The organism is Klebsiella huaxiensis, assembly GCF_003261575.2.
GTDB lineage: Bacteria > Pseudomonadota > Gammaproteobacteria > Enterobacterales > Enterobacteriaceae > Klebsiella > Klebsiella huaxiensis.
Window position 1 is genome coordinate 5,640,686 of record NZ_CP036175.1, and the last position, 20,038, is coordinate 5,660,723.

At 51.5% G+C, this 20,038-nt stretch carries 18 protein-coding genes and 3 pseudogenes; 8 read left to right on the forward strand and 13 right to left on the reverse strand.

What is annotated here, in order from left to right:
• Positions 1-1,440 precede the first annotated feature (1,440 nt).
• From DA718_RS26915 to DA718_RS30545, 5 genes and pseudogenes are all read right to left on the reverse strand, one after another.
• The gene (locus tag DA718_RS26915) at positions 1,441-1,632 is read right to left on the reverse strand and encodes a heavy-metal-associated domain-containing protein (RefSeq protein WP_016154448.1); all 192 of its coding nucleotides are present in this window, start codon (positions 1,630-1,632) and stop codon (positions 1,441-1,443) included.
• Between the two features lie 345 nt (positions 1,633-1,977).
• The gene (locus DA718_RS26920; protein WP_009652383.1) at positions 1,978-3,447 is read right to left on the reverse strand and encodes an efflux transporter outer membrane subunit; all 1,470 of its coding nucleotides are present in this window, start codon (positions 3,445-3,447) and stop codon (positions 1,978-1,980) included.
• 17 nt (positions 3,448-3,464) lie between these two features.
• Positions 3,465-6,638 (reverse strand): efflux RND transporter permease subunit, encoded by a 3,174-nt coding sequence (locus DA718_RS26925; RefSeq protein ID WP_009652455.1) that lies wholly within the window; start codon positions 6,636-6,638, stop codon positions 3,465-3,467.
• Complete coding sequence (locus DA718_RS26930) at positions 6,638-7,852, reverse strand: efflux RND transporter periplasmic adaptor subunit (RefSeq protein WP_009652401.1); 1,215 nt, start codon at positions 7,850-7,852, stop codon at positions 6,638-6,640. The genes DA718_RS26925 and DA718_RS26930 overlap by 1 nt, the downstream gene beginning before the upstream one ends.
• A gap of 546 nt (positions 7,853-8,398) precedes the next feature.
• A pseudogene (locus tag DA718_RS30545) lies at positions 8,399-8,524 on the reverse strand (hypothetical protein); the annotation flags it as partial.
• 272 nt (positions 8,525-8,796) lie between these two features.
• Between DA718_RS30545 and DA718_RS26940 the strand changes: the two are divergent.
• Positions 8,797-9,183 (forward strand): annotated as a pseudogene (locus tag DA718_RS26940) (transposase); the annotation flags it as partial.
• On the opposite strand, the pseudogene tssB reads toward DA718_RS26940, so the two are convergent.
• The 8 genes and pseudogenes from tssB to DA718_RS26980 all read right to left on the reverse strand — a co-directional run.
• Positions 9,181-9,485 (reverse strand): annotated as a pseudogene (gene tssB / locus DA718_RS26945) (type VI secretion system contractile sheath small subunit); the annotation flags it as partial. The pseudogenes DA718_RS26940 and tssB sit on opposite strands and share 3 nt — an antisense overlap.
• A gap of 736 nt (positions 9,486-10,221) precedes the next feature.
• Positions 10,222-10,827: a DUF2913 family protein gene (locus DA718_RS26950; protein WP_009652485.1), complete on the reverse strand. Its 606-nt coding sequence runs from the start codon at positions 10,825-10,827 to the stop codon at positions 10,222-10,224.
• A gap of 76 nt (positions 10,828-10,903) precedes the next feature.
• Entirely contained in the window at positions 10,904-11,470 is a 567-nt protein-coding gene (locus tag DA718_RS26955) for a YagK/YfjJ domain-containing protein (protein ID WP_009652434.1), read from the reverse strand.
• Between the two features lie 75 nt (positions 11,471-11,545).
• Entirely contained in the window at positions 11,546-11,962 is a 417-nt protein-coding gene (locus tag DA718_RS26960; RefSeq protein ID WP_009652429.1) for a putative zinc ribbon protein, read from the reverse strand.
• Positions 11,950-12,369 carry a putative zinc ribbon protein gene (locus DA718_RS26965; protein ID WP_016154451.1) on the reverse strand — a complete coding sequence of 140 codons (420 nt, stop codon included), beginning with the start codon at positions 12,367-12,369 and terminating at the stop codon, positions 11,950-11,952. The genes DA718_RS26960 and DA718_RS26965 overlap by 13 nt, the downstream gene beginning before the upstream one ends.
• A 289-nt stretch (positions 12,370-12,658) precedes the next feature.
• Positions 12,659-12,898: a helix-turn-helix transcriptional regulator gene (locus DA718_RS26970; protein WP_112216314.1), complete on the reverse strand. Its 240-nt coding sequence runs from the start codon at positions 12,896-12,898 to the stop codon at positions 12,659-12,661.
• A 152-nt stretch (positions 12,899-13,050) separates the two neighbouring features.
• Positions 13,051-13,620 (reverse strand): inovirus Gp2 family protein, encoded by a 570-nt coding sequence (locus DA718_RS26975; RefSeq protein ID WP_016154452.1) that lies wholly within the window; start codon positions 13,618-13,620, stop codon positions 13,051-13,053.
• Between the two features lie 171 nt (positions 13,621-13,791).
• A complete protein-coding gene (locus tag DA718_RS26980; protein ID WP_009652475.1) occupies positions 13,792-14,160 on the reverse strand; it encodes a hypothetical protein in 369 nt (122 codons plus the stop codon).
• A gap of 1,606 nt (positions 14,161-15,766) precedes the next feature.
• Between DA718_RS26980 and DA718_RS26985 the strand changes: the two genes are divergently transcribed.
• The 7 genes from DA718_RS26985 to DA718_RS27015 all read left to right on the forward strand — a co-directional run bounded on the left by DA718_RS26985 (position 15,767) and on the right by DA718_RS27015 (position 20,036).
• On the forward strand, positions 15,767-16,735 hold the full coding sequence (locus DA718_RS26985) for a hypothetical protein (protein WP_016154453.1): 969 nt from the start codon (positions 15,767-15,769) through the stop codon (positions 16,733-16,735).
• A 349-nt stretch (positions 16,736-17,084) separates the two neighbouring features.
• Positions 17,085-17,381, forward strand: coding sequence for a membrane protein (locus DA718_RS26990; RefSeq protein ID WP_009652512.1), 297 nt, complete (start codon positions 17,085-17,087; stop codon positions 17,379-17,381).
• Positions 17,382-17,642: 261 nt separating this feature from the next.
• A complete protein-coding gene (locus tag DA718_RS26995; RefSeq protein ID WP_009652433.1) occupies positions 17,643-18,371 on the forward strand; it encodes a helix-turn-helix transcriptional regulator in 729 nt (242 codons plus the stop codon).
• Positions 18,368-18,634, forward strand: coding sequence for a hypothetical protein (locus tag DA718_RS27000; RefSeq protein ID WP_009652486.1), 267 nt, complete (start codon positions 18,368-18,370; stop codon positions 18,632-18,634). Before DA718_RS26995 ends, DA718_RS27000 begins: the two co-directional genes overlap by 4 nt.
• A 12-nt stretch (positions 18,635-18,646) precedes the next feature.
• Entirely contained in the window at positions 18,647-18,958 is a 312-nt protein-coding gene (locus DA718_RS27005) for a hypothetical protein (RefSeq protein ID WP_009652410.1), read from the forward strand.
• 46 nt (positions 18,959-19,004) lie between these two features.
• The gene (locus tag DA718_RS27010; protein ID WP_009652431.1) at positions 19,005-19,475 is read left to right on the forward strand and encodes a hypothetical protein; all 471 of its coding nucleotides are present in this window, start codon (positions 19,005-19,007) and stop codon (positions 19,473-19,475) included.
• A 48-nt stretch (positions 19,476-19,523) separates the two neighbouring features.
• Positions 19,524-20,036, forward strand: coding sequence for a DUF4234 domain-containing protein (locus DA718_RS27015; RefSeq protein WP_009652395.1), 513 nt, complete (start codon positions 19,524-19,526; stop codon positions 20,034-20,036).
• The last annotated feature ends 2 nt before the right edge of the window (positions 20,037-20,038 follow it).

Here is a 20,038-nt window from a genome sequence, read left to right on the forward strand (position 1 = left end):
GATTATAAGCGCAGGATAATAGCATATGAGGACAGCATTAAAATTCATTACATTCCCAAATCCTTTATCTATATTCTCGCTAGTATAAAATCATGTATAGCGAAAGAAAACCCTAGCACCTTAAATAAGACCGCACCGACAGTCTTTTGCGCCGAGGTTCTTCTCCCCCCCATAAACAATGACCACGAAAATATCAGGAAAACTACGACATCACATGTCAGATGGGCCGAATCCCAGCTTAACCAGAATTGACGAATGAATACTTGAAAAATTTGACATAAATTGAATATCGTCATTCCATAATAGTATGGGCATAGTACGAACTGCCAGCTAGTTTGTTCCGTCCGTTGAGTCTCTAACTGACTATTATTTTAAGACTAACATATCAGTCTCTTTGATTTTTAGATAGCAATAATATTTGCTGATATTACTTCATTGAGTACTTCTACCGCCATACTGGCATCAAGATTCTTGACCGACACATAGACCTTTATATGAGCCTCCACGCTATCGAGAATTATCTCGAACGTACGGTCAAGCTCTTCTGGATAGTAGTTCATCACGCTGTCGAACACGCTATTGTACGATGCCCTGACAATCCCATTACATACCGTAAGGAATAAGGCGATATTTCTCATTCAGAACTGAATCACATGCGGTAGCAGGAGGATGAAAATCAGCTACTGAAGAAACAGGTGGCTGGCCTGAGTGTGGACAAGGAGATGCTTCAGGAGATGCTGAAGCAAAAGTTCTAAGGCCGGCACAGAAATACCAGTCGGTGCATTCTCTGCGGGAAGCATATCGTATCAACGCCTACCGGGGACGCGGGTTACTAATGCAAAGCAGAACTGTTTAACCGCCGCTATCGGACATAAATACTGGATTTTAATCTATTTAGAACTCAGAATGAGGTACGGGAGAATTACATTATGCTGGCTGAGGTAATACAATAACGAGCGGCCTCATGAATCTCTGAATAACCTGATACAGGAAGAGGTATCGGCTGATGACTGAAAACCCGGAGCTATCAAGAAGTGCATGGAACAAAAATGGCATGCTTAAACTTACAGCGTTTGGTTTACGTATACTTCGCTCTTCTTACTTTTTATGATGATAAATTTGGCATACCACCCTGTTCTTAATATATTTAAAAAAAACCAAATACTCCCTCCACAAATACTTGACGTCACATGATACATTAATGAGGCCTTAAAAGAAAAAACCGATGATTTAGTAAATCACACATAAATATTGAACACAATACATTTAACATAGAGAAAAAATTAGTGAGTTAAGTAATAGACATATTAAATCAAAACTACAACTCAAGACATCTAAACACCCCACCATGGTGCATAATAATAACAGAAATACTTCTAACCGTAAGGATACATGATAAAAAATGGTTACCACAGCGGGGAGGTAACCATTTTTAGTTAACTACTCTCTCGGAGGAAAACCTGCCTCACGTAAAGCATTAGCAACTTGTTCAGTAGATAAAGAAGTTTTCACTTCGATCTTACGAGTCGGTGGATCAGTTATGATACTTGCCTCAGGATCAATATTTTGAATCACTTTAGTCACTGTCCGGGCACATCCGCCGCATGTCATATTTTCTAGATGTAATTGCATATATATATCCTATTTAGTTGTAGTAACTTCAATGATAGAACTTGCCACCGTTGTAAGGTCAAGCCCTATCGCCAAAAATTTTCGTGCTTATATTCTCTGACTAAGCGTTTCACCTGAGGTGGGGATATATACTGCCCCAAAGTATTTCAAGTAAACCGTTCAGTTGTGCTTTCTGCCGGCTGTCGGGCAACAAGACGAAGACGTAGCAGTCCTCGCAGTAAAAGAAGTGGTTGCCGCGCCGTAACCCCTTATCCCTACGACAATGCAATACGCGGGCGGTTTTATCCCTCCACCCACGTATTGCCGACCTTATCGCCAGACAGTGGCGTTAACCTGCCCGGAGAGTTATGGCTTAGCCGGAGAGCTTTCTGTCCATCCGCCCCCCAGCGCTTTATACAAATTGACCAAATTGCTCATTCGCGCCAGTCGGGTCTGAACCAGAGTTTGCTGTGCACTGAACAGCGCTCGTTGCGCGTCAAGCTCCGCCAGATTATCGTCAATACCGGCCCGGAAGCGCTGTGAGGCCAATTCATAGTTAGCCTGGCTGGCCTGCACCAACAATTGTTCTGAACGGAATTGATCGTCCAGGGTTTGTCTGCCCGCCAGGCCATCAGCCACTTCGCGGAAGGCAACCTGAATCGCCTTCTCGTAATTCGCAATTTCGATGCGCTTTTGTACCTGGGCTAGGTCCAGATTGGCGCGCAGAGCGCCTCCCCGGAAAATAGGCAACGAGATTTGCGGAACAAAACTCCAGGCCGCTGACCCCGGCTCGAACAACCCGTCCAGACTCGAACTGGCCGTACCAGCCGATCCTGTCAAACTGATTGCCGGGAAAAATGCCGCGCGAGCGGCCCCGATATTGGCATTGGCCGCACGCAGTTGCTGCTCTGCCGCACGGACATCCGGACGACGCACCAGCAATTCTGCCGGCAAGCCCGCCGGCAACGCGGAAGGGATGATGTCATCGGGCAAGGTATTCGCCTTATCCAGGCTGGCCGAGAGTTCGGCCGTCAATGGCTGCCCTAAAAGCAAAACCAGTGCATTGCGATCCTGCGCCGCCACCCTCGTATAAGCAGCCTGACTGACTTCCGCAGTACGCAACGCAATCTCTGCGCGCCGCAAATCAATTTGCGTTGCATTACCCGCATCAAACAGCGCCTGGGTCAATGCGTAAGTCCTCTTTTGCGTGCTCAGCGTATCGTGAGCCAGTTGCAGCAACTCCTGATCCGCACGCAACGTCAGATAAGCGTTTGTCACCTCAGCGAGCAGGCTCAGCCTTGCCGCAATCCGTGTTTCATCCAACGCCAGGTACGTTGCCAGCGCCCGATCGCTGAGGCTACGAACCCGTCCCCACAAATCCAGCTCCCAGGCTGACACCGCACCATTAACGTCATAACTCCGCGTTATCTGCGTTGTACCACTCGGGCTGACATCTGCGGGCAGACGCTGCACGGTAGCGCCCGCATCCACATTCAGTGTTGGCAACATATCGGCACGACGGATCCGGTACTGAGCCCGCGCGGCCTCAACATCCAGCACCGACTTGCGCAGATCGCGGTTGTTTGCCAACGCGACCTCAAGTAATTGTTGCAACAACGGATCACGATAGAAATCGCGCCAACCGATATCAGCCACGGCAGTCTGAGCCGCTGAAACTGTTCCCTGAGCATAAGCCGCTCCCGAAGGATAGCTTGAGCTCGTTGGTGCAGAAGGCCGTTCGTAGTCCGGCGCCATAGTACAACCGGCCAATACCAGCGCCATCGCCAGCACCGAGAGTTTATTAATACGATGGTTCATTTCATACTCTGCTTTCATTATTCTCTCTCCGCCCGTCATGGCCGTGAATCACTGATTGCCCGCTGTGCCTGCTTGATTTCCCGGCGAATAACCAGCTTACGGACCACGACATAGAACACTGGCGTCAACAAGAGTCCGAACAGCGTCACCCCCAGCATCCCGGCAAACACGGCAATCCCCATGGCATGACGCATTTCCGCACCGGCACCGCTCGCGATCACCAAAGGCACAACCCCCGCAATAAATGCCAACGAGGTCATCAGTATCGGGCGCAGACGCAGGCGAGCGGCCTCCAGCACAGCAGCCAGAGGATCGACGCCTTCACTCTCTCTGGCGCGAGCGAACTCGACGATCAGGATTGCGTTTTTCGCCGCCAGTCCCACCAGCACCACAAAACCAATCTGCGTGAAGATGTTGTTATCTCCATTCGATAGCCAAACCCCGGCGATCGCGGAAAGTAATGCCATTGGGGCAATTAACAGCACCGCAAACGGCAGCGACCAGCTGTTGTATTGTGCGGCCAGGATCAGGAACGCCAGGAACACCGCCAACGGGAAGATATACAGCGCCGAGTTGCCAGTCTGCTTCTCCTGGTAAGTCAGATCGGTCCATTCGTATGTCATTCCCTCAGGCAGCGTTTCACTAACGATCTTCTCAATAGCTGCCGTTGCCTGTCCGGAGGAGTAGCCAGGCGCTGCGCCACCGGTAATATCCGCCGACGGATAACCGTTGTAACGCATAACACGGTCTGGTCCAGAGGTACGGGTAATGTTCACCAGCGTTCCCAGTGGGATCATGTCACCCGCGGCATTACGCACTTTAAGCAACCCGATATCTTCAGGCTGCATACGGAATTGCGCATCCGCCTGAGTGATCACCCGATACGTACGACCGAAGCGGTTAAAGTCATTTACATACAGCGACCCCAGATTCACCTGCAACGTATCAAAGATATCGGTCAGTGCGACGCCCTGAGACTTGGCTTTGACGCGGTCGATATCAACCTGCAACTGAGGTGCGTTGGTCTGGAAACTGGCCATCATCCCTGCCAGTTCAGGAGCCTGCATGGCCTTCGCCATAACCATCCCTTGAACACGGGTCAGCTCTTCAAAGCCAAGCCCTGCCCGGTCTTCGATCTGGAGTTTAAATCCTCCCATGCTGCCCAGCCCCGGTACCGGTGGTGGCGGGAAGATCCCGACAAAACCGTCAGGTATCTGGCTAAATTTCCCCATCAGGCTACCGGCAATAGCCTCGGCAGACAGCGAAGGATCCTTACGTTCACTGAAGGGTTTCAGCATGGTAAACATCAATGCGGAGTTAGGCATGTTAGGGCCGTTTACCGACAACCCAGGAAACGCCACGACGCTTTCCACTCCAGGTTCCGCCAGCGCAATTCGGGACATCTCTTTCACTACGGCTTCCGTGCGATCCAACGAGGCGCCGGAAGGCAATTGAGCAATCCCAACCAGATAGTATTTGTCCTGAGCGGGCACAAAACCGTTAGGAACCTGCTGGAACCCCAACAGTGTCAGGCCCAGGAAACCGGCATACAGCACCAGCACGATGATACTGCCGCGTACGGCCCGGCGGACTGCGCCAACGTAGTTGTTCGACAATCTATCGAAGAAAGCGTTAAAGCGACGGAAGAAACCACCGAATACGCGATCCATGATGCGCGTCAACCTGTCGGCCTGCGCCATATCCTGATGGGGTCTAAGCAGAACCGATGCCAGCGCCGGCGACAACGTCAACGAGTTGATCGCAGACAAGATCGTCGAAATGGCGATGGTCAGCGCGAACTGGCGATAGAACTCCCCCTGCAATCCTGACAGGAACGCAGAAGGAATAAACACAGCAGCCAAAACGGAAGTAATGGCTAAAATAGGGCCAGTCACCTCGTCCATGGCCCTTCTTGCCGCTTCTTTCGGAGAACGGCCCTGTGCAATATGCCGTTCGACGTTTTCAACCACCACAATGGCATCATCGACAACGATACCAATCGATAACACCAGACCAAACAACGACAGCGTGTTGAGCGAAAAGCCGAACAAATACATGAGGGCGAAAGTACCGACCAACGAAATAGGTACCGCGACCAGAGGGATGATCGAAGCCCGCCAGGTTTGCAGGAACAGCATCACCACCAGTACCACCAACACCGTCGCCTCCAGCAACGTCATTGCCACTGATTTCAACGAGGCGCTGACAAACACTGTCGGGTCATAAGCGATACGGTATTCGATACCTTCCGGGAAGTTGGCCTGCAGCCTCGCCATCGTCGCCCGAACCGAGGCAGAGACGTCCAGCGCATTGGCGCCTGGCGTCATAACGATGTGCATACCCACGGCATTTTTATCGTCCAGCAGGCTGCGCAGGGAATAGTTGTCCGATCCCAATTCCAGACGCGCAACATCGCGCAGGCGGGTAACCTGCCCGTCAGCGCCAGCTTTGATCACGATATCGCCAAACTGCTCAACGGTGGTCAGACGCCCCTGGGCATTGATACTGACTTCGAAGGCTGAGGAGCTGTTCGGCTGTTGACCGACAGAACCGGCCGCGACCTGGACATTCTGCTCACGAATTGCTGCGGTCACATCACTGGCCGTCAAACCGCGGGAAGCGACTTTGGTCGGATCCAGCCAGACGCGCATCGCGTATTCACCCTCGCCCCCAAGCGTGACGCTGGCAATACCTGGCAAGCGTGATAGCTCATCACGCACGTTCAACATGGCATAGTTGGAAACATAAAGCGGATCGTAGCGATCGCCCTGTGCAAATATATGCACAACCATGAGGATATCCGGTGACGTTTTCTCCGTCACGACACCGATCTGCTGCACCTCAGTCGGCAAGCGCGGCAAGGCCCGAGAAACCCGGTTCTGCACCTGAATCTGCGCAATATCGGGGTCGGTTCCCTGCCGGAATGAAATCGTCAAGACCATTCGACCGTCGGCAGACATCTGGGAACTCATGTACAACATGCCTTCCACCCCGTTGATTGCCTGTTCCAGTGGAGCAGCAACGGTGTCAGCAATCACCTTAGGGTTAGCACCAGGGTAGCTTGCCGAAACCTGCACGGTAGGCGGTGTTACCGATGGGTATTCACTCAGCGGAAGCTGAAAGAAAGCCAGAGCGCCAGCTATCAGCATAAACACCGATAACACAATCGCGAAAATAGGCCGCTGGATGAAGAAGTGTGGGAATTTCATTATTGGCCTCCCCCTTCAACGGAGCCGGCTTTTTCCCCCTCGCTAACCGACGCGCCAGAAGCCTGCATCGGGGTCAAACGCGGCGTCACCGCCATACCGGGACGCACCAGCCCCTTGATAATAATGTTCTCACCGGCTTTCAGGCCACTCTTGACCACGCGCAAACCATCAACCACCGCGCCCAGCTCAATCGGGCGATACTGCGCCTTATTATCCGCACCCACCACCAGGACATAGTTGCGTCCCTGATCGCTCCCTATCGCCTGATCGTCAATCAGAATCGCCTGATGTGCCGCACCGGTGGCCAGCTGCACGCGGGCAAAGGCACCTGGCGTCAGTTTCCCATCGTCGTTAGGGATTACGGCACGTACCCTGACAGTACCGGTACTACGATCGATCTGATTCCCGACAAAATCGAGCGTTCCCTGATGCGGGAAACCTTTTTCTGTCGCCAGCCCAACATGCACGGGTAAACGCTCTTCCACCTTGTTAACTGCGTCAGGACGTGCCTTGCTGACTGAATTAAGGAACGTCGCTTCGTCAATATCAAAGTAAGCGTATAGCGGATTGACGGAAACAATCGTTGTCAATAGCGTCGCAGATCCCGTACCACCGCCGCTGACCAGATTTCCCTCAGTCACCAGCATGCGATCCACGCGGCCGGTAATCGGTGCCACCACGCGCGAATAAGACAAGTCCAGTTTCGCCGCCGCAACCTCGGCCTTTGCAGCCTGCACCTCAGCCTGACGAGCATGACGTGTAGAAGCGGCGTCATCGTAATCTTTCCGGGATACCGCGCCATTGTTCACCAGCCGACCAACTCGTTCAAAATCGCGATTGGCCTGGATAGCCAGCGCTTCTGCCTGCTTGAGTCGTGCTTGCGCGCTGTCAAGAGCCACCTGGAATGGACGAGGATCAATTTGGAACAGCAGCTGCCCCTGACGCACCATGCTGCCTTCAGGTACGCTGACAGCGTCGATGGTACCGCCAACGCGTGGGCGTAGCTCTACGGTTTTTGGGGCCGCCAATGAACCGGTAAACTCTGCCGAAGGGACTATCTGACGCGAGAGCACTTCGGCTACGGGAACCTGGGGAGCCATAGGTGCGGCCGCTGCGGCCGGCTCATCGTTGCCGCCACTATCCCGGGCAAACGCAATCCCGGCAGTGGCGATGATTGCGGCCGACACAATCAGAACCCCAATTTTCATTTTCATAACAGTGATCCTTTCATACGCCACAGGCAGCCCCGGCCCATCCGAAAACGGCGCTGTAGCAATTTCTTACAAGGCTAAAGGTTGATGTTACTGGAAGGTCAAGCACACCAATTAAAAAAAATGAAAAACATCCAATCAGGCTTAATTAATATTTAATGTGTAAGCGTTAAACGAGCGCCGTATTGACGATTATTTATCGGGAAGAACCACGTTCCATGGAAGTAGTTCGGCCACTTTGTTGCTGGACTACTCCGGTAGTATGCTCAAGATATGGCGAAGGTAGTGACCCATGCAGCAATTGAGCTCACCGCTGAAGACTCACGCCAGACCTTCCCCCTTCTCCCGGGATAGCCGCCTGCGGCAGCATGTCATTCGTCATCGCGCTGCCAACCTGACCATTCAGAACCAGCGGCACAACATGCCGCATTTCTTTACGCAACTGGCTGATTTGCTAGCGCGGGACCAGCAGATGATTGGTAGGTGCTTGGCTGTCCGCGTGTCTCCGGGGTCAGACACTGACCTTTACTGACAGCTGGCGGCCCCCATTAAGGTCGGAACCACAGTACTTGGCGGGCTGTGCTGCAGGCGCTGATACTGCCCCAGTACCAGTTCGGCGCTGTTCAGAACATTTAGCATCCAGAACGGGGACATGTCTGCCATGCGCTCGTTACTATAGGGCAGGATCGTCTACCGGGGTGGGGTCAGTCCATCAACGGCTCGGAAGTGTCTAGATTACCCGTGGCGATTCAAGAAGGTTGAATATGATTCCCGACTCATTAATGGAACGCTGCATGATGTTATGCATTACGGGTTGACATTACGATGTGACGGGCCGGGTTAGCTGTATGGAGCCTGTACACAAGTTTGTGTAATTGCCTGATTTTGATATGTTCAATTCAACATCAAAAGCAGGTTACTTTATGGACGAAAAACAGTTGTAGGCTCTGGCTAACGAACTGACCAAAAATCTCAAAACCCCTGACGATCTCAACCAGTTCGATCGCCTGCTGAAAAAAATCAACGTTGAGCGCCGCCTCAACGCCGAAATGCTCCATCACCTCGGCTACGGTAAACATCAGTCTAAACCGGGTGCCAACTCCCGCAACGGCTATTTCACAAAAACCGTTACCACCGGCGATGGCCCGCTGGAACTGCGTACGCCGTGCGATCGTGACGGCTCCTTCGAGCCCCAACTGGTGAAGAAAAACCAGACCCGGATCACCGGGATGGATAACCAAATCCTGTCACTGTACGCCAAAGGGATGACCACCCGTGAGATAGTGGCTGCGTTCAAAGAGTTGTATGACGCGGATGTCTCACCGACGCTGGTAGTCCTTCATGCTCCGGAAGGTCAGACTGATGTTGTCTTCACTGCCATCATCAGCAAGCGTGTTTTTAACGGTAAGATTGACTTTTGGGGAATATTCAGAAATGACAGAATCACAATTATTTTTATTCAAATCAACTTTTTTGCGCTCAGACAAGGGGCAGACTCCTGACCATTACTGAAGTCGCCCGCCACGAGCAATTTCAGGGGGAGCTCCGTTTTCTTGCTCGCACCACCGGTATGCAAATCAAGTTTTAAATTAATACGCGCTTTAGGGATTTCGGACTGAAAGGAAGAATTAGACATGGCTGTCCCTGTTCTATGGAGTGATAGAAACGGTCAATGCCAGTGAAAAATAAATAAGAAAAAATTACCCAGCCAGAACAACTTTCCGGTTCGCGTCATCCGACGTAAATAAAAATCCCGGAACCAAAAAAAGCGGGCGCATTCCATCCACCAGCATGTCGACACTGTATTTTCTGGGTATTTGTCTGAAATGAAAAATTTCGGATAAGGCCCAATGGCTGGAGTTTGGGAACGTTCCCTGCCAGATCGAAAATGAAAAAATGTAACAAAGATTTACATTCCTGGCTTTTAACAAAAAAAATATCATCTTTCTGATTTATAAAAATTTTACACCATAACCCTTCAGGCCCCGCGGGATAAGGATGTACAGAAAATGATCAATTTGGCTTAGGGTGTATATTTGTACAAAATATCACCAGTCACGTGAAATATCTGATTTTGTACTTTTATCAGAAATTGAGAAGCTGGACGTGACTGAGCATGTGAAAAACTGGCGACAGTTTCAGGTTTCCATCATTTCTTATTATTCACGTAAACCGGGCTTATTTATTTTTTTTCAGATTAAAGGAATTGCAACGCCCGGACTTTACGCATATCTCATACCTGTACCAGCGATATGAATATCTCAGCCGCCGGTGCATTAGCGCGACCAGGAACAACACCCGTTCGGTTTACAGAAAGACAGACGTGGACAGTGATGAGCTTTGCTGCGGGTTGAGAACGGTTGTTTTACTGCTCAAGGTTGTAACACGATCCGATTCGACTCCAGCATGACAGCCGACAGTGTATGAGCCGCAAAAACAGCCATACAGGCTGACAAGTCGCCATTCACAAGAAACTCAACCGGCGCAACGAGTTTCCCTCCATCCGAAAATCCGCAGGTCAGTGCCGACTTCCTTACCAGCAGTGCATTCGCATCGCTGTATTCCAGGGCCAGAAGCGTTTCATTGTCCCAGTCCCTGTCACTCACCGCTGCATTGACCCAGCCCCGCGATTTAAGCTGTTCAATTGCGTACGTCAGCCGATACAAATCCGACTGCGCTGACACCGGTCCGGTGCACGAAGACCACAGATATTCCAGACGACTGAATAAGCTGGCGGCAAGGCCTTTGTTACGCCCCAGCGTCAGCAATCCCTCAATATCAGATGCGATTGCACGTGGAAACCGTTTTTGCTTATACGCCACCGTTAACCAGCGCAGTATAAATGCATGCGTGCTGAGTGGCGACAATGCCTGACCATCCTGCTGAGCGGTACGTAAGGCGACAAGGGCGCACCAGGCGAAATGCGCAAGTGCTGTGACGGTTTGTTCCGGGGGTAAGGTATCGTGAGCTTTTTTCATTCAGGGATTATATCGGCGCTGCAGACACCGGGGAAGACCTGGATAACTCCCCCATTAATTAGAGAAGCTATTACTTTCACGGACAAATCATCCCCGTTCTGGCCGTTGCTATTGGCTCTGACATGGCCTTAACATGCACGGTAAGCTGGTTAAAGGGTGTTGCGAAGACTCCCTGAGCGACGCGGTTAATAATGATCTGCGTCATACTCGTTACACCGTCAGTGCAGGCGGTACCGGTCACCTTTTGCCATGCGTCGGCGATGATGGCGTTAAGCCCCGGAGGCGCACTGTCGGTCAGTTGCAGGTTTCGCCCTGTACCCAGCGTATCGAGATTGAGCAGCAGCACCATTTTGCACTCCGGTGCGCTGGCCGTCTCCCATATCCAGCGTAACAGCGTCGGGAGTGAACGATGTCGTGCCTGCTGACGCTGGCGCGAATATTCGCCGGTGCGCTGCCAGACTTCAGAGTGAAAACGCAGAATCAATGACCGGTATTCGCTCATGGCTTCACGATACGGTAGCGCCAGCGTAAAGCTGAATGCCGCCAGTCGCGGGTAATGGTCAACGGCCTGTTGCAGAAATGCACGCGTGCTGACGGCATCCGCGCTGACAGCATCAGACGCCCGTATGTAAGAATGATTCATAATGCAGACTCTCTTTAGGTTAAATCAGGGAGGACACCGCCTCTACGGCGGTATCTGGTTCATAAAGACGGGGAACTATCTGGTACTGCAGCAGTAGTTTCTCTGCCAGTGCGCTTCTTCGATGCTGTAGATACCAGTCAGACACCGGGGACAGTGCTTCACGCCCTGGTAATGGTCGCCGCACCACACGCAGTACCAGGAGAGCACCATTACCGTCGCTTCCAGCCCGTTGATGAGACTGCGCAGCTTTCGGTGCCGGGCTTCGGTTTTCACTTCCGGGTCAAGGTGGGCGCAGGCCATCAGCACATGCCGGGCCACGCTCTGCTGGTCATGTTCAAACCACGGCGGCTCCCCGTATGTCCCCGCATGGAGCACCAGTCGACAGCCGCAGGACGCGCAGCTCCATATCTGCCCCGGCGCACTCACGGCCTCCCCGGCTGTCGCGAAGTGGCCTTCGCGGTCATTGGCCAGATAACATTTCAGCATGCGCATGCCGTCACTTCCTCTATCCGGTTGGTATCAGCACGCACATCACTGTGCTCGCCCGTCCGGCAGGTGAGGCAGTAGCGCTCACCGTGGTAATCACTGCCGCAGCCGTGACAGTGCCAGTCTGCGTAGAAAACCAGGGGACGGGCTTCCGGTACATAAGACTGCAGTTGCCGGATATGGCGGGTCTCCCTCACCCCGGGCTTTACATACGGGCAGTGCTGTCGACCGTTCTCCGAAAGCTTTGCTGCATGATGTTCAAACCACGGACGTTCGGTGTCGTATTCAGGATGGTACTGCAGGGCACTGGCACACAGATGGCAGCTGTAGCGGTCATACGGCGCGGTCTGCGCGGTTATGGCTCCCGTGAGACGGCCGTTGCCGTCCAGAGCCATAAACGATTTTGCATACATAGTGGTACTCTCCTTACCGCCAGACGACACGCAGGCGTCAGCCGTCCCGGTACGGGCAGCGTGGCAGGGTGAATGGCGGTTCAGTTATGCGTTAGCGGGTCGGTACGGTTGGTGGTCGGCACCGGAATACAGAAAGGTTACGGTTGTGCAGGTGCGTCGGTGGGTCTGAAACAAACGGGACAGGGTCTGGCGCCACAGTACTGTCGCCGGCAACGGGGACACGTCCAGCGAACCGGGATGGCCTGTGGCTGAGTGCGGCGTCGTTTTTCCATTCAGATATCCTCCCTGCTCAGACGCCACGGGAATCAGCAATACGCTGCTGCATCCAGGCTTCCACCTCGCTTCTGCGCCAGCGGGAGCTGCGCCCCAGCTTGATGGGTTTCGGAAACAACCCGTCGCCAATCAGTTTGTAAAACCATTTGTCGGTCATCCCGGTAAACGTGGTGATAAAGGTCATGTCGATAAGCGGGTCCTGAGCTGAAAGCAGTGTGTCAAGGCTGGCATTAATATTCGTATTCAACGTGGTCATGGTATTTTTCTCCCTCTGAGGATATGGCTATCGGGAGACGTCCGGTGGTGGTTGAATCATGGGGTTACCGGTTCTCCTCAGAGGATAGGGGAACGTTGTAAAAAATTACCCGGCCCGCACAATCAGGCCTGATGAATCGAGATATGTCTGGCTCAGCCACGGCTGCAACCGAAGTTACGCTCACCGTCACCGGTGATTTTGGTCTCCAGCTTGGCTAAATAGGCCGCCTGCGACAGGGCCTGTTGCAGTTGAGCACCATCGCCACGTGTCAACCATGAGACTGGACTCGCCGGGAAACGAGCCAGAACGGCATGCGCCTGTGCATCCACCTTCAGGGCGCTGCACCACGCTTGTTTAATCATACCTGCAAGCGAATCCGGGTCTTTGTAATCTCCCGGTCCGCACCACGTATCGCGGTTCAGCAACAGCACCGCGTGGTAATGCTTCTTCCCTTTGATTTCACCAAACTCCCGCGCCCAGATAAAACGCAGCGTGGTCGGCCAGACGCGTTTGCCCTCGCGACGTTGACGCGTCTGAAGGGCATCAATCCGGGCTTTCAGGGAATCGGTGAAGCGGGAGATAACAGCAGCATCGGTGGCCGCTGGCGTATCCGGCAGACGGAGGTCAACACGCAGGGCCAGTAAGCGGGTGTAAGCGTTAAGAGCGCAACTGAAGGTATCAGCGATGCGTTGCTGCCAGTAAGGGTCGTATGTGTAACTCATTAAAATGGACTCCGGTGGGTTATCGTTCATAACCATTACCGGTGCTGTTAAAAAAAACTTATTGCCTTCAGCGAGTCCGCCAGTCGATCCCTCAGAGACGGCTGGCTTCAGTAAAATATCGTGGCTGGCAGAATGATTGCGTAAAGGGTAATCGCCTCTCAGAAATCGGTTCTAATGCCGGGTGACCCGAAGGCTGCGAAAAAACAGTCTTCCCGTTAGACGATGGCGGGTACGCTTGACATAAGCGGCGTCAACGAGTTCATCGGGTGGCAAATCACGGGTGATATTACAAATCGTCGCCAGTGCTGTATCGGAGAGTTTAAAACTCCGTGACAAGGCGTAGTAATCCCCGGTTTTTTGGTTACTGATGTTATCGAATAACGCTCTGAAGAAATCCGTCTGTGAAGGTCTGCGGGCGTTGATAATTGCCTCTGTCGCTTCATCCCTGAATGTTACCTCCACCTCTTCCATCCCCAGTGAGCGAATGATCCCGGCAATGTCAGGCCAGTAGCGAAGATCGAAACTGTTAAGTCGCTGCAATTCTGGCTTACAGAAGCAGCTGAAGATTGCGATGCCCTTGTATTGACCTGGACCCAAAATAGGTTGTGGTTACCCTGAAAAGCAAATATTACCCCAGAGGGATGTATATACCCGGGGCAAGAGCCCCTGTACCAGTCCCTCATTGCTGTCATGATATTATTACCCCGTTCAATAAGCCCGATAAATAATCGTTATCGGGACTACTGCTAAAACGCCCTGTAACGCATCAGGAGCGCCATATTCATACTAACCACAGATTTCCACTATCGTGTTATTCAATGCGCTTATGCAGGCTCACAGGAAGCTATGGCGGTATAAGACACTACAGCGCTCAATTACTTATTAAATAGCTTGCGGTGATTACCAGGATAATCACCCTATTCCACGTCACCTCAATCGGGTTATTCTGTTTACGATACAATCATGACTATTATCACCAACACGGATAATGCCCCGTTTACAGTCGTTACCAATGGCCTTGTTTACACATATCAAAAAACTTTCAGGGATAACGGGTCACCGTAGTATCTGTAACTGACAGGTATTGTAAGCGTCAATATCAGGCAGACAGAGCAATACCGACAGGCTTACTACAGGTTAGTTCACTGACTGAGCATTTAACGCTCATCACTAATACGCAGACCAGTAATAAACCATTGATACTCACCTGCTGATTTTCAGGCATGACCATTCACCCAAAACGTTACTGTTAACCAGTAACCACCCTGTCGTTATGATTATTAGATTACTGATGTTAATCATCTTCACTTTTATCCTGACGAGGACTAGTCAATGGTAATATCGACTCAATTCAATTCTGTTTTCTTAATGATAGATTTTTAATGAGTGCTAAACATTCAGGTTGTGACTACATTGAATGGTGTATTTCTTACCTGATGGCAATGATTGCTCAATGGATACCATCCAATAGTACTATCCCCTTAGTGAATACCTTCAGATAATAATACCTCCCAGGCATAACCCACTTACTGATAACACATCATCGATTACTGTTACAAATGATAAGACCCCTTCTTTAATATATTAATACCAATCCAACACGCCAGGCATAACAATAGCTATGAAGATAACCACGCCAGACAGCACTTACCTACAACAAACGCCTGCATCAGTTACTCTGGAATTATCTTTTTTCAATAACATGAAAATAGACACCACGTCATATCAAATAACCTCAATCAAATTAACCCCGTATCATCACTGCCCGCAGAAGCCCTCAATCCTGATTATGAGCAACAAAATGGAAATACCTCATGGCAGCCCGACCTGATACCAGAAATGCCCCCTGAAGCGAACCAGGCACCATGATGGGGATGAAAACGAAAGCATGCAGGAGAACAAGATAACCTATTGAGACGATACTCATCCAGTAAACAGAGAAGCATCTGAGAGATAAACAAAGAAAATGACAACTTTAAAACCATGGTAAAACCTTGTCAAAACCAGTATAAATCAACAATAAAACCTCACGATGACTACCAGATGTGTTTTTAAGTGACGATAAAACCATCATCGTGATACTGTGTAGCTACAACAATCACCACCATAACCACTACTATGTAGTTTACGATTACAGGTATCCACAATGGTTGTACATTACGACAATGGCAGACAACATCTTATAAAAACCCGTGACCTGAGAGTCTGTGCTTTTTATGCCGGGTGGCTGGGTGTTAATAAAATAATTAACACCCGTGACATTCCTCACCAGGATGCAGAAAGTTGTCGACAGGCACTCAACAAACTGATTAATCAGTTCATACCGAATGCAGAACAGCGGGCAAGACTTTTTTCTGATATGGAAACAGCCCGTGATGAAAACATCCTTCCGCTGGAAAGTTTTGACTGGCTAGAACAGGATGAACGGGCAACATTCTGGTTATGGGCGTATATTTGCAAGGCCGGAGACTACGAACTTGGTATTGACAAACCAGCAAATGCAGAGTTCGGAAAGAACTGGTATCAGCGAATGAATCTGAGTGTATCTCCGACAAGCCACCAGGAAAGAATTAATATTATCATCTCTTTTTTCGACAACATTATTATTCCGACCCCACCGGTAAATCATCTCAAGCGCCAGGTCATGGACAGGCTGAAAGACCAGTGGAAAAATATTTACAGCAAACCAGCTCCGCTGAAATGGTTACCTAATGAAGAAGACGCGGTACTGTGGGCATGGAACAGCCTCAAATCGCTTCAGGAAGAAAGAAATGCGCCCACTATCGGGCTCTCATTAAATATTTCAACGCCAGGAATGAGTACCTGGTTTACCCCCCTGAGTCATTCTGAACGCAATTTAGCCCTGCGCACGGCGATCGACTTATGGGACGATGCACCGGATACAAAGCGTTTATTCCTTCTGAACCTGAATAAAGCCTGGAACCAGCAAAAATTACGTCAGTCCCGTACCGATAAAAAAGCACTCAATACGTACCTGAAGAACGAAACAAAAACTCGACTGGACTTTATGGCAGAACGTAGCGGAGTTCGCATCAGTGATATGCTGGAAATGCTGATTAATGACCATTACCGAAAAACCTGTGGTGGTGAGTGAGGGCTTTGCGCTAAAAACAAGGTGAGCGGAGGCAGTAATACAGACCAGAAATGACATTCAAAATAATTTCAGACCTATATTACCGGTGTGAGAACGGCAGCAGAAGTGCTGCCGTTTTGTTATTTCACTCACGGAGGTTAATGTGTCCAGTAAGAACAAACGGGGTCCCGATACCCTGTTACCGTCGTTATTCCTTCTCCCGGGTCAACTGTCCCACAAAATACCCGTGCGTATGCTTCTCGCGCTAAGTCACAGCTATGCTTTCTGTTCCGGTACCCAGGTCTCTCTGATACACGGTCCGCCAGCTCATGAAGGCGGCTATTTATTGCCAGTAATAAGGGAGAAAGAAATGCATTGTCCGAATTGCGGTTCGCAAAACATACGACTGCGCCATGTGGGTAAAAAGACGGGTGGGGTCATTGGCGCAACAGCCGGAGGCATTGCCGGGCTTGAAGGAGCCTCCACCGGTGCGCTGATAGGTTCAGTCATTCCGGTTGTCGGTACGATAGCCGGAGGCCTCATTGGTTTTCTGTCCGGCGCCTGTGCTGGTGCGGTGGCAGGCTCTCTGGCCGGAGAACAACTGGACGGTACCGTCTTTGATGAATACGGCTGCACGCAGTGCGAGCATATCTTCAGTGCACCGTAACGTTAATAAGGGTCAGCCCATCCTGCACAAAGCCTGAGCCGCTGACCGTACTCGCTACGGCACGACTGATGACAGGGCGTGTCAGCATGCTGTCGTCATTTCAGCTACCTGGCACTAACCCTTTGTTAATTCTCCTGTTTACTGAAAGATGAATTTTACTTTTTCTTTTCCGCCATTACGGGGGATGGACATAACGTGTCCCTCCCCGCCCGCATAATAACCGCATGAAATATCAACCTATTTATCGCACACGGAGCGTCCATGCAACGACCCGATGAAGAGGCCCGCTACGACCGGCTGGCCGTCAGATTGTCGGTCATTATCAGCCGGTTAATGGCCGGAGAAACGCTGACCCTTCAGACACTGTCCGGTGAGTTTGGTGTATCGATACGCACCCTGCGTCGTGACTTACATCAACGGCTGGTCCACCTCGACATTATCGGGGAGAACGGCACGTATCGGCTCAGTGAGAGCGCCACGCGTGATCACTCTCCGGGGGCCGTTTCCTTTGCCCGCAGTACCGGTATCGCACGCATTATCCCGTCGCAGAACCGGCAACTGATGCACCTGCTGATGAATGAAACGGGCACCTCACCCTGCTTTATCTGGCACGACTTACCGCCAGCATGGACACAGGCTGACAGTTTTCATCGTCTGGCCGAAGCCATTTGTCATCACCGGGTGGTCAGTCTGCTGGTCGGCGGTGTCCGTCACGATGAGCAGGAGCCTTACCGCCTGATTTACCGGCATCAGCACTGGTATCTGGTCGTCTGTTGCCGGGGGAGCCTTCGGGTGTTCCGGCTGGAAGACATTATCTCGGCCTCACTCTCAGAGCAAACCTTCCGTCGCCGGAGCGAAATCAGTTCGCTCATTACTGAAGAGGGATTTATCAGCGCACTGCCCCACTTTCGCTTTATCAGTGATGTCATTCACACCTTCAGGGAACAACACCCTGAACATCCATCCAGACCCAAAGGAGTCAAATCGTGAAACCTGTCGAAGGCCCTCTGCTGCTCTTCACCCTGATGTTGTCTGCCGTAACCCTGAGCGGCTGTGGCGACAAAAATGAACGCGAGTTTATCCGGGGATGCAAATCAGGCGGCGGTACTACCGCCGTCTGCGGATGTATCCGGGATGACCTCAAAACGAAATATACGCACGGGGAGCTGGAGAAAATGAACCAGCAATACGGTTATGTCCCCCCGCGCTTCATGGACAACATGCTGAGCGCTGCTCAGCAGTGCAGAAAATAAGGAAATCTGAACATGGCGCTTGTCATTAAATATTTCGCGATTGCCTTCGCCATCGCGCTTGTGGTCGTGCTGTTTAACGTGTTCGGGAGTACCGGCGAGATACGCAGTTTTGGTCAGGGAATGGAATATCTGTTCTGGATGACGCTTGGGCCCGGAGCCGGTATGACGGTCGGTGCTGCTCTTCGACAATGGCTGATGCCGGATGCGGTATACACCCGCGAAGGAATGACCGGATTACTCAAGGCCCGTCTGTTCTGGCTTGTGGGCCCACAGTATATCGGCTGGCTGGCCGGACTTATCGTCGTGGGTAAACAACTCATGTAACACGGCTGCCCCCCAACAACATTTTTGACTGAGAAGGAAAAATACCATGCGATTCATGCACGCCATCCTGTCAGCAGGATTACTGACCTTTGCCATCACGGCACAGGCGGTCCCCAATATGTGGAGCAGTGGCTTCGGTATGGGCGTCACCGAGTACATCATCACCAGCCCGGAAAACGTGATGATGAACCTGAACTGCACCGGCAACCCTGACGACCAGAATATCCTGCAGCATCACGTCATGCTCACCCTGCCTGACGGCAGCGGTGCCGATTCACAGGATGAGAAAACCGCCATCACCGTCGTCACGGATGACCAGACGTTCCCCCTGCCGTCCTCTCTGGGCTGGCGTAACGGCGACAACGCCTGGCTGTCGTTCATTGATGCCATCAGAAAAGCAACGTCGTTTGAGATTTACGTCAACGACAAACAGGTGGGGCACTTTACCCCTTCGGCTGGAAACGTTCACAAGGTTCTGGCTGATATGCCCGAATGCACGACACTGACCGCCGGGTAACCCGGCGCATCCCCGGTTTACAGCAAAATCAATCAAGGACAATACGATATGACCGACATTTCGACACTCAGCCAGCGACTGACGACGCCAACCCTGCATTTTGTTCTACTCACCGTCGCCACCTGCGGCATCTGGCCGTTACTGTGGCTGTACCGAAAACAGCAGATTATCAGCGACACCACCGGATATCCGGTTTGCGGCAATCTGTTTATCATCTGGCTCGCCGTCTGTTTTGGGCTCGGACGACAGTTCGGCGTGATGGCCTCACCGGACCTGGCGGGCTACTACACGGGCAGCGATACACTGTTGGCCTTAAGCGGCATTCTGTCGCTCACCTGCGGCGTGATGTACATCGTCTGGGCCTTTAAGGCCAGAGCAGCACTGCGACACTATGCGCTGAACACCTTCCGGTTTGACCTGAAGATGAATGCGTTTTATACCGTGGTGCTCAACGTCTTCTACATTACATACTGCATCAACGATATGCCGCAGGCACTGGCGAAGCACCGCATTATTCATGGTCAGGCCCCTGTGCCGCCGGAGTCTCCGTCACCGCAGTAACG

Excerpts from the sequence above, each read along its gene's own strand:
- DA718_RS26915 (WP_016154448.1), bottom strand. The coding sequence starts at position 1,632 with ATGCAATTACATCTAGAAAATATGACATGCGGCGGATGTGCCCGGACA.
- DA718_RS26920 (WP_009652383.1), bottom strand. The coding sequence starts at position 3,447 with ATGAAAGCAGAGTATGAAATGAACCATCGTATTAATAAACTCTCGGTG.
- DA718_RS26925 (WP_009652455.1), bottom strand. The coding sequence starts at position 6,638 with ATGAAATTCCCACACTTCTTCATCCAGCGGCCTATTTTCGCGATTGTG.
- DA718_RS26930 (WP_009652401.1), bottom strand. The coding sequence starts at position 7,852 with ATGAAAATGAAAATTGGGGTTCTGATTGTGTCGGCCGCAATCATCGCC.
- DA718_RS26950 (WP_009652485.1), bottom strand. The coding sequence starts at position 10,827 with ATGAAAAAAGCTCACGATACCTTACCCCCGGAACAAACCGTCACAGCA.
- DA718_RS26955 (WP_009652434.1), bottom strand. The coding sequence starts at position 11,470 with ATGAATCATTCTTACATACGGGCGTCTGATGCTGTCAGCGCGGATGCC.
- DA718_RS26960 (WP_009652429.1), bottom strand. The coding sequence starts at position 11,962 with ATGCGCATGCTGAAATGTTATCTGGCCAATGACCGCGAAGGCCACTTC.
- DA718_RS26965 (WP_016154451.1), bottom strand. The coding sequence starts at position 12,369 with ATGTATGCAAAATCGTTTATGGCTCTGGACGGCAACGGCCGTCTCACG.
- DA718_RS26970 (WP_112216314.1), bottom strand. The coding sequence starts at position 12,898 with ATGACCACGTTGAATACGAATATTAATGCCAGCCTTGACACACTGCTT.
- DA718_RS26975 (WP_016154452.1), bottom strand. The coding sequence starts at position 13,620 with ATGAGTTACACATACGACCCTTACTGGCAGCAACGCATCGCTGATACC.
- DA718_RS26985 (WP_016154453.1), top strand. The coding sequence starts at position 15,767 with ATGGTTGTACATTACGACAATGGCAGACAACATCTTATAAAAACCCGT.
- DA718_RS26990 (WP_009652512.1), top strand. The coding sequence starts at position 17,085 with ATGCATTGTCCGAATTGCGGTTCGCAAAACATACGACTGCGCCATGTG.
- DA718_RS26995 (WP_009652433.1), top strand. The coding sequence starts at position 17,643 with ATGCAACGACCCGATGAAGAGGCCCGCTACGACCGGCTGGCCGTCAGA.
- DA718_RS27005 (WP_009652410.1), top strand. The coding sequence starts at position 18,647 with ATGGCGCTTGTCATTAAATATTTCGCGATTGCCTTCGCCATCGCGCTT.
- DA718_RS27010 (WP_009652431.1), top strand. The coding sequence starts at position 19,005 with ATGCGATTCATGCACGCCATCCTGTCAGCAGGATTACTGACCTTTGCC.
- DA718_RS27015 (WP_009652395.1), top strand. The coding sequence starts at position 19,524 with ATGACCGACATTTCGACACTCAGCCAGCGACTGACGACGCCAACCCTG.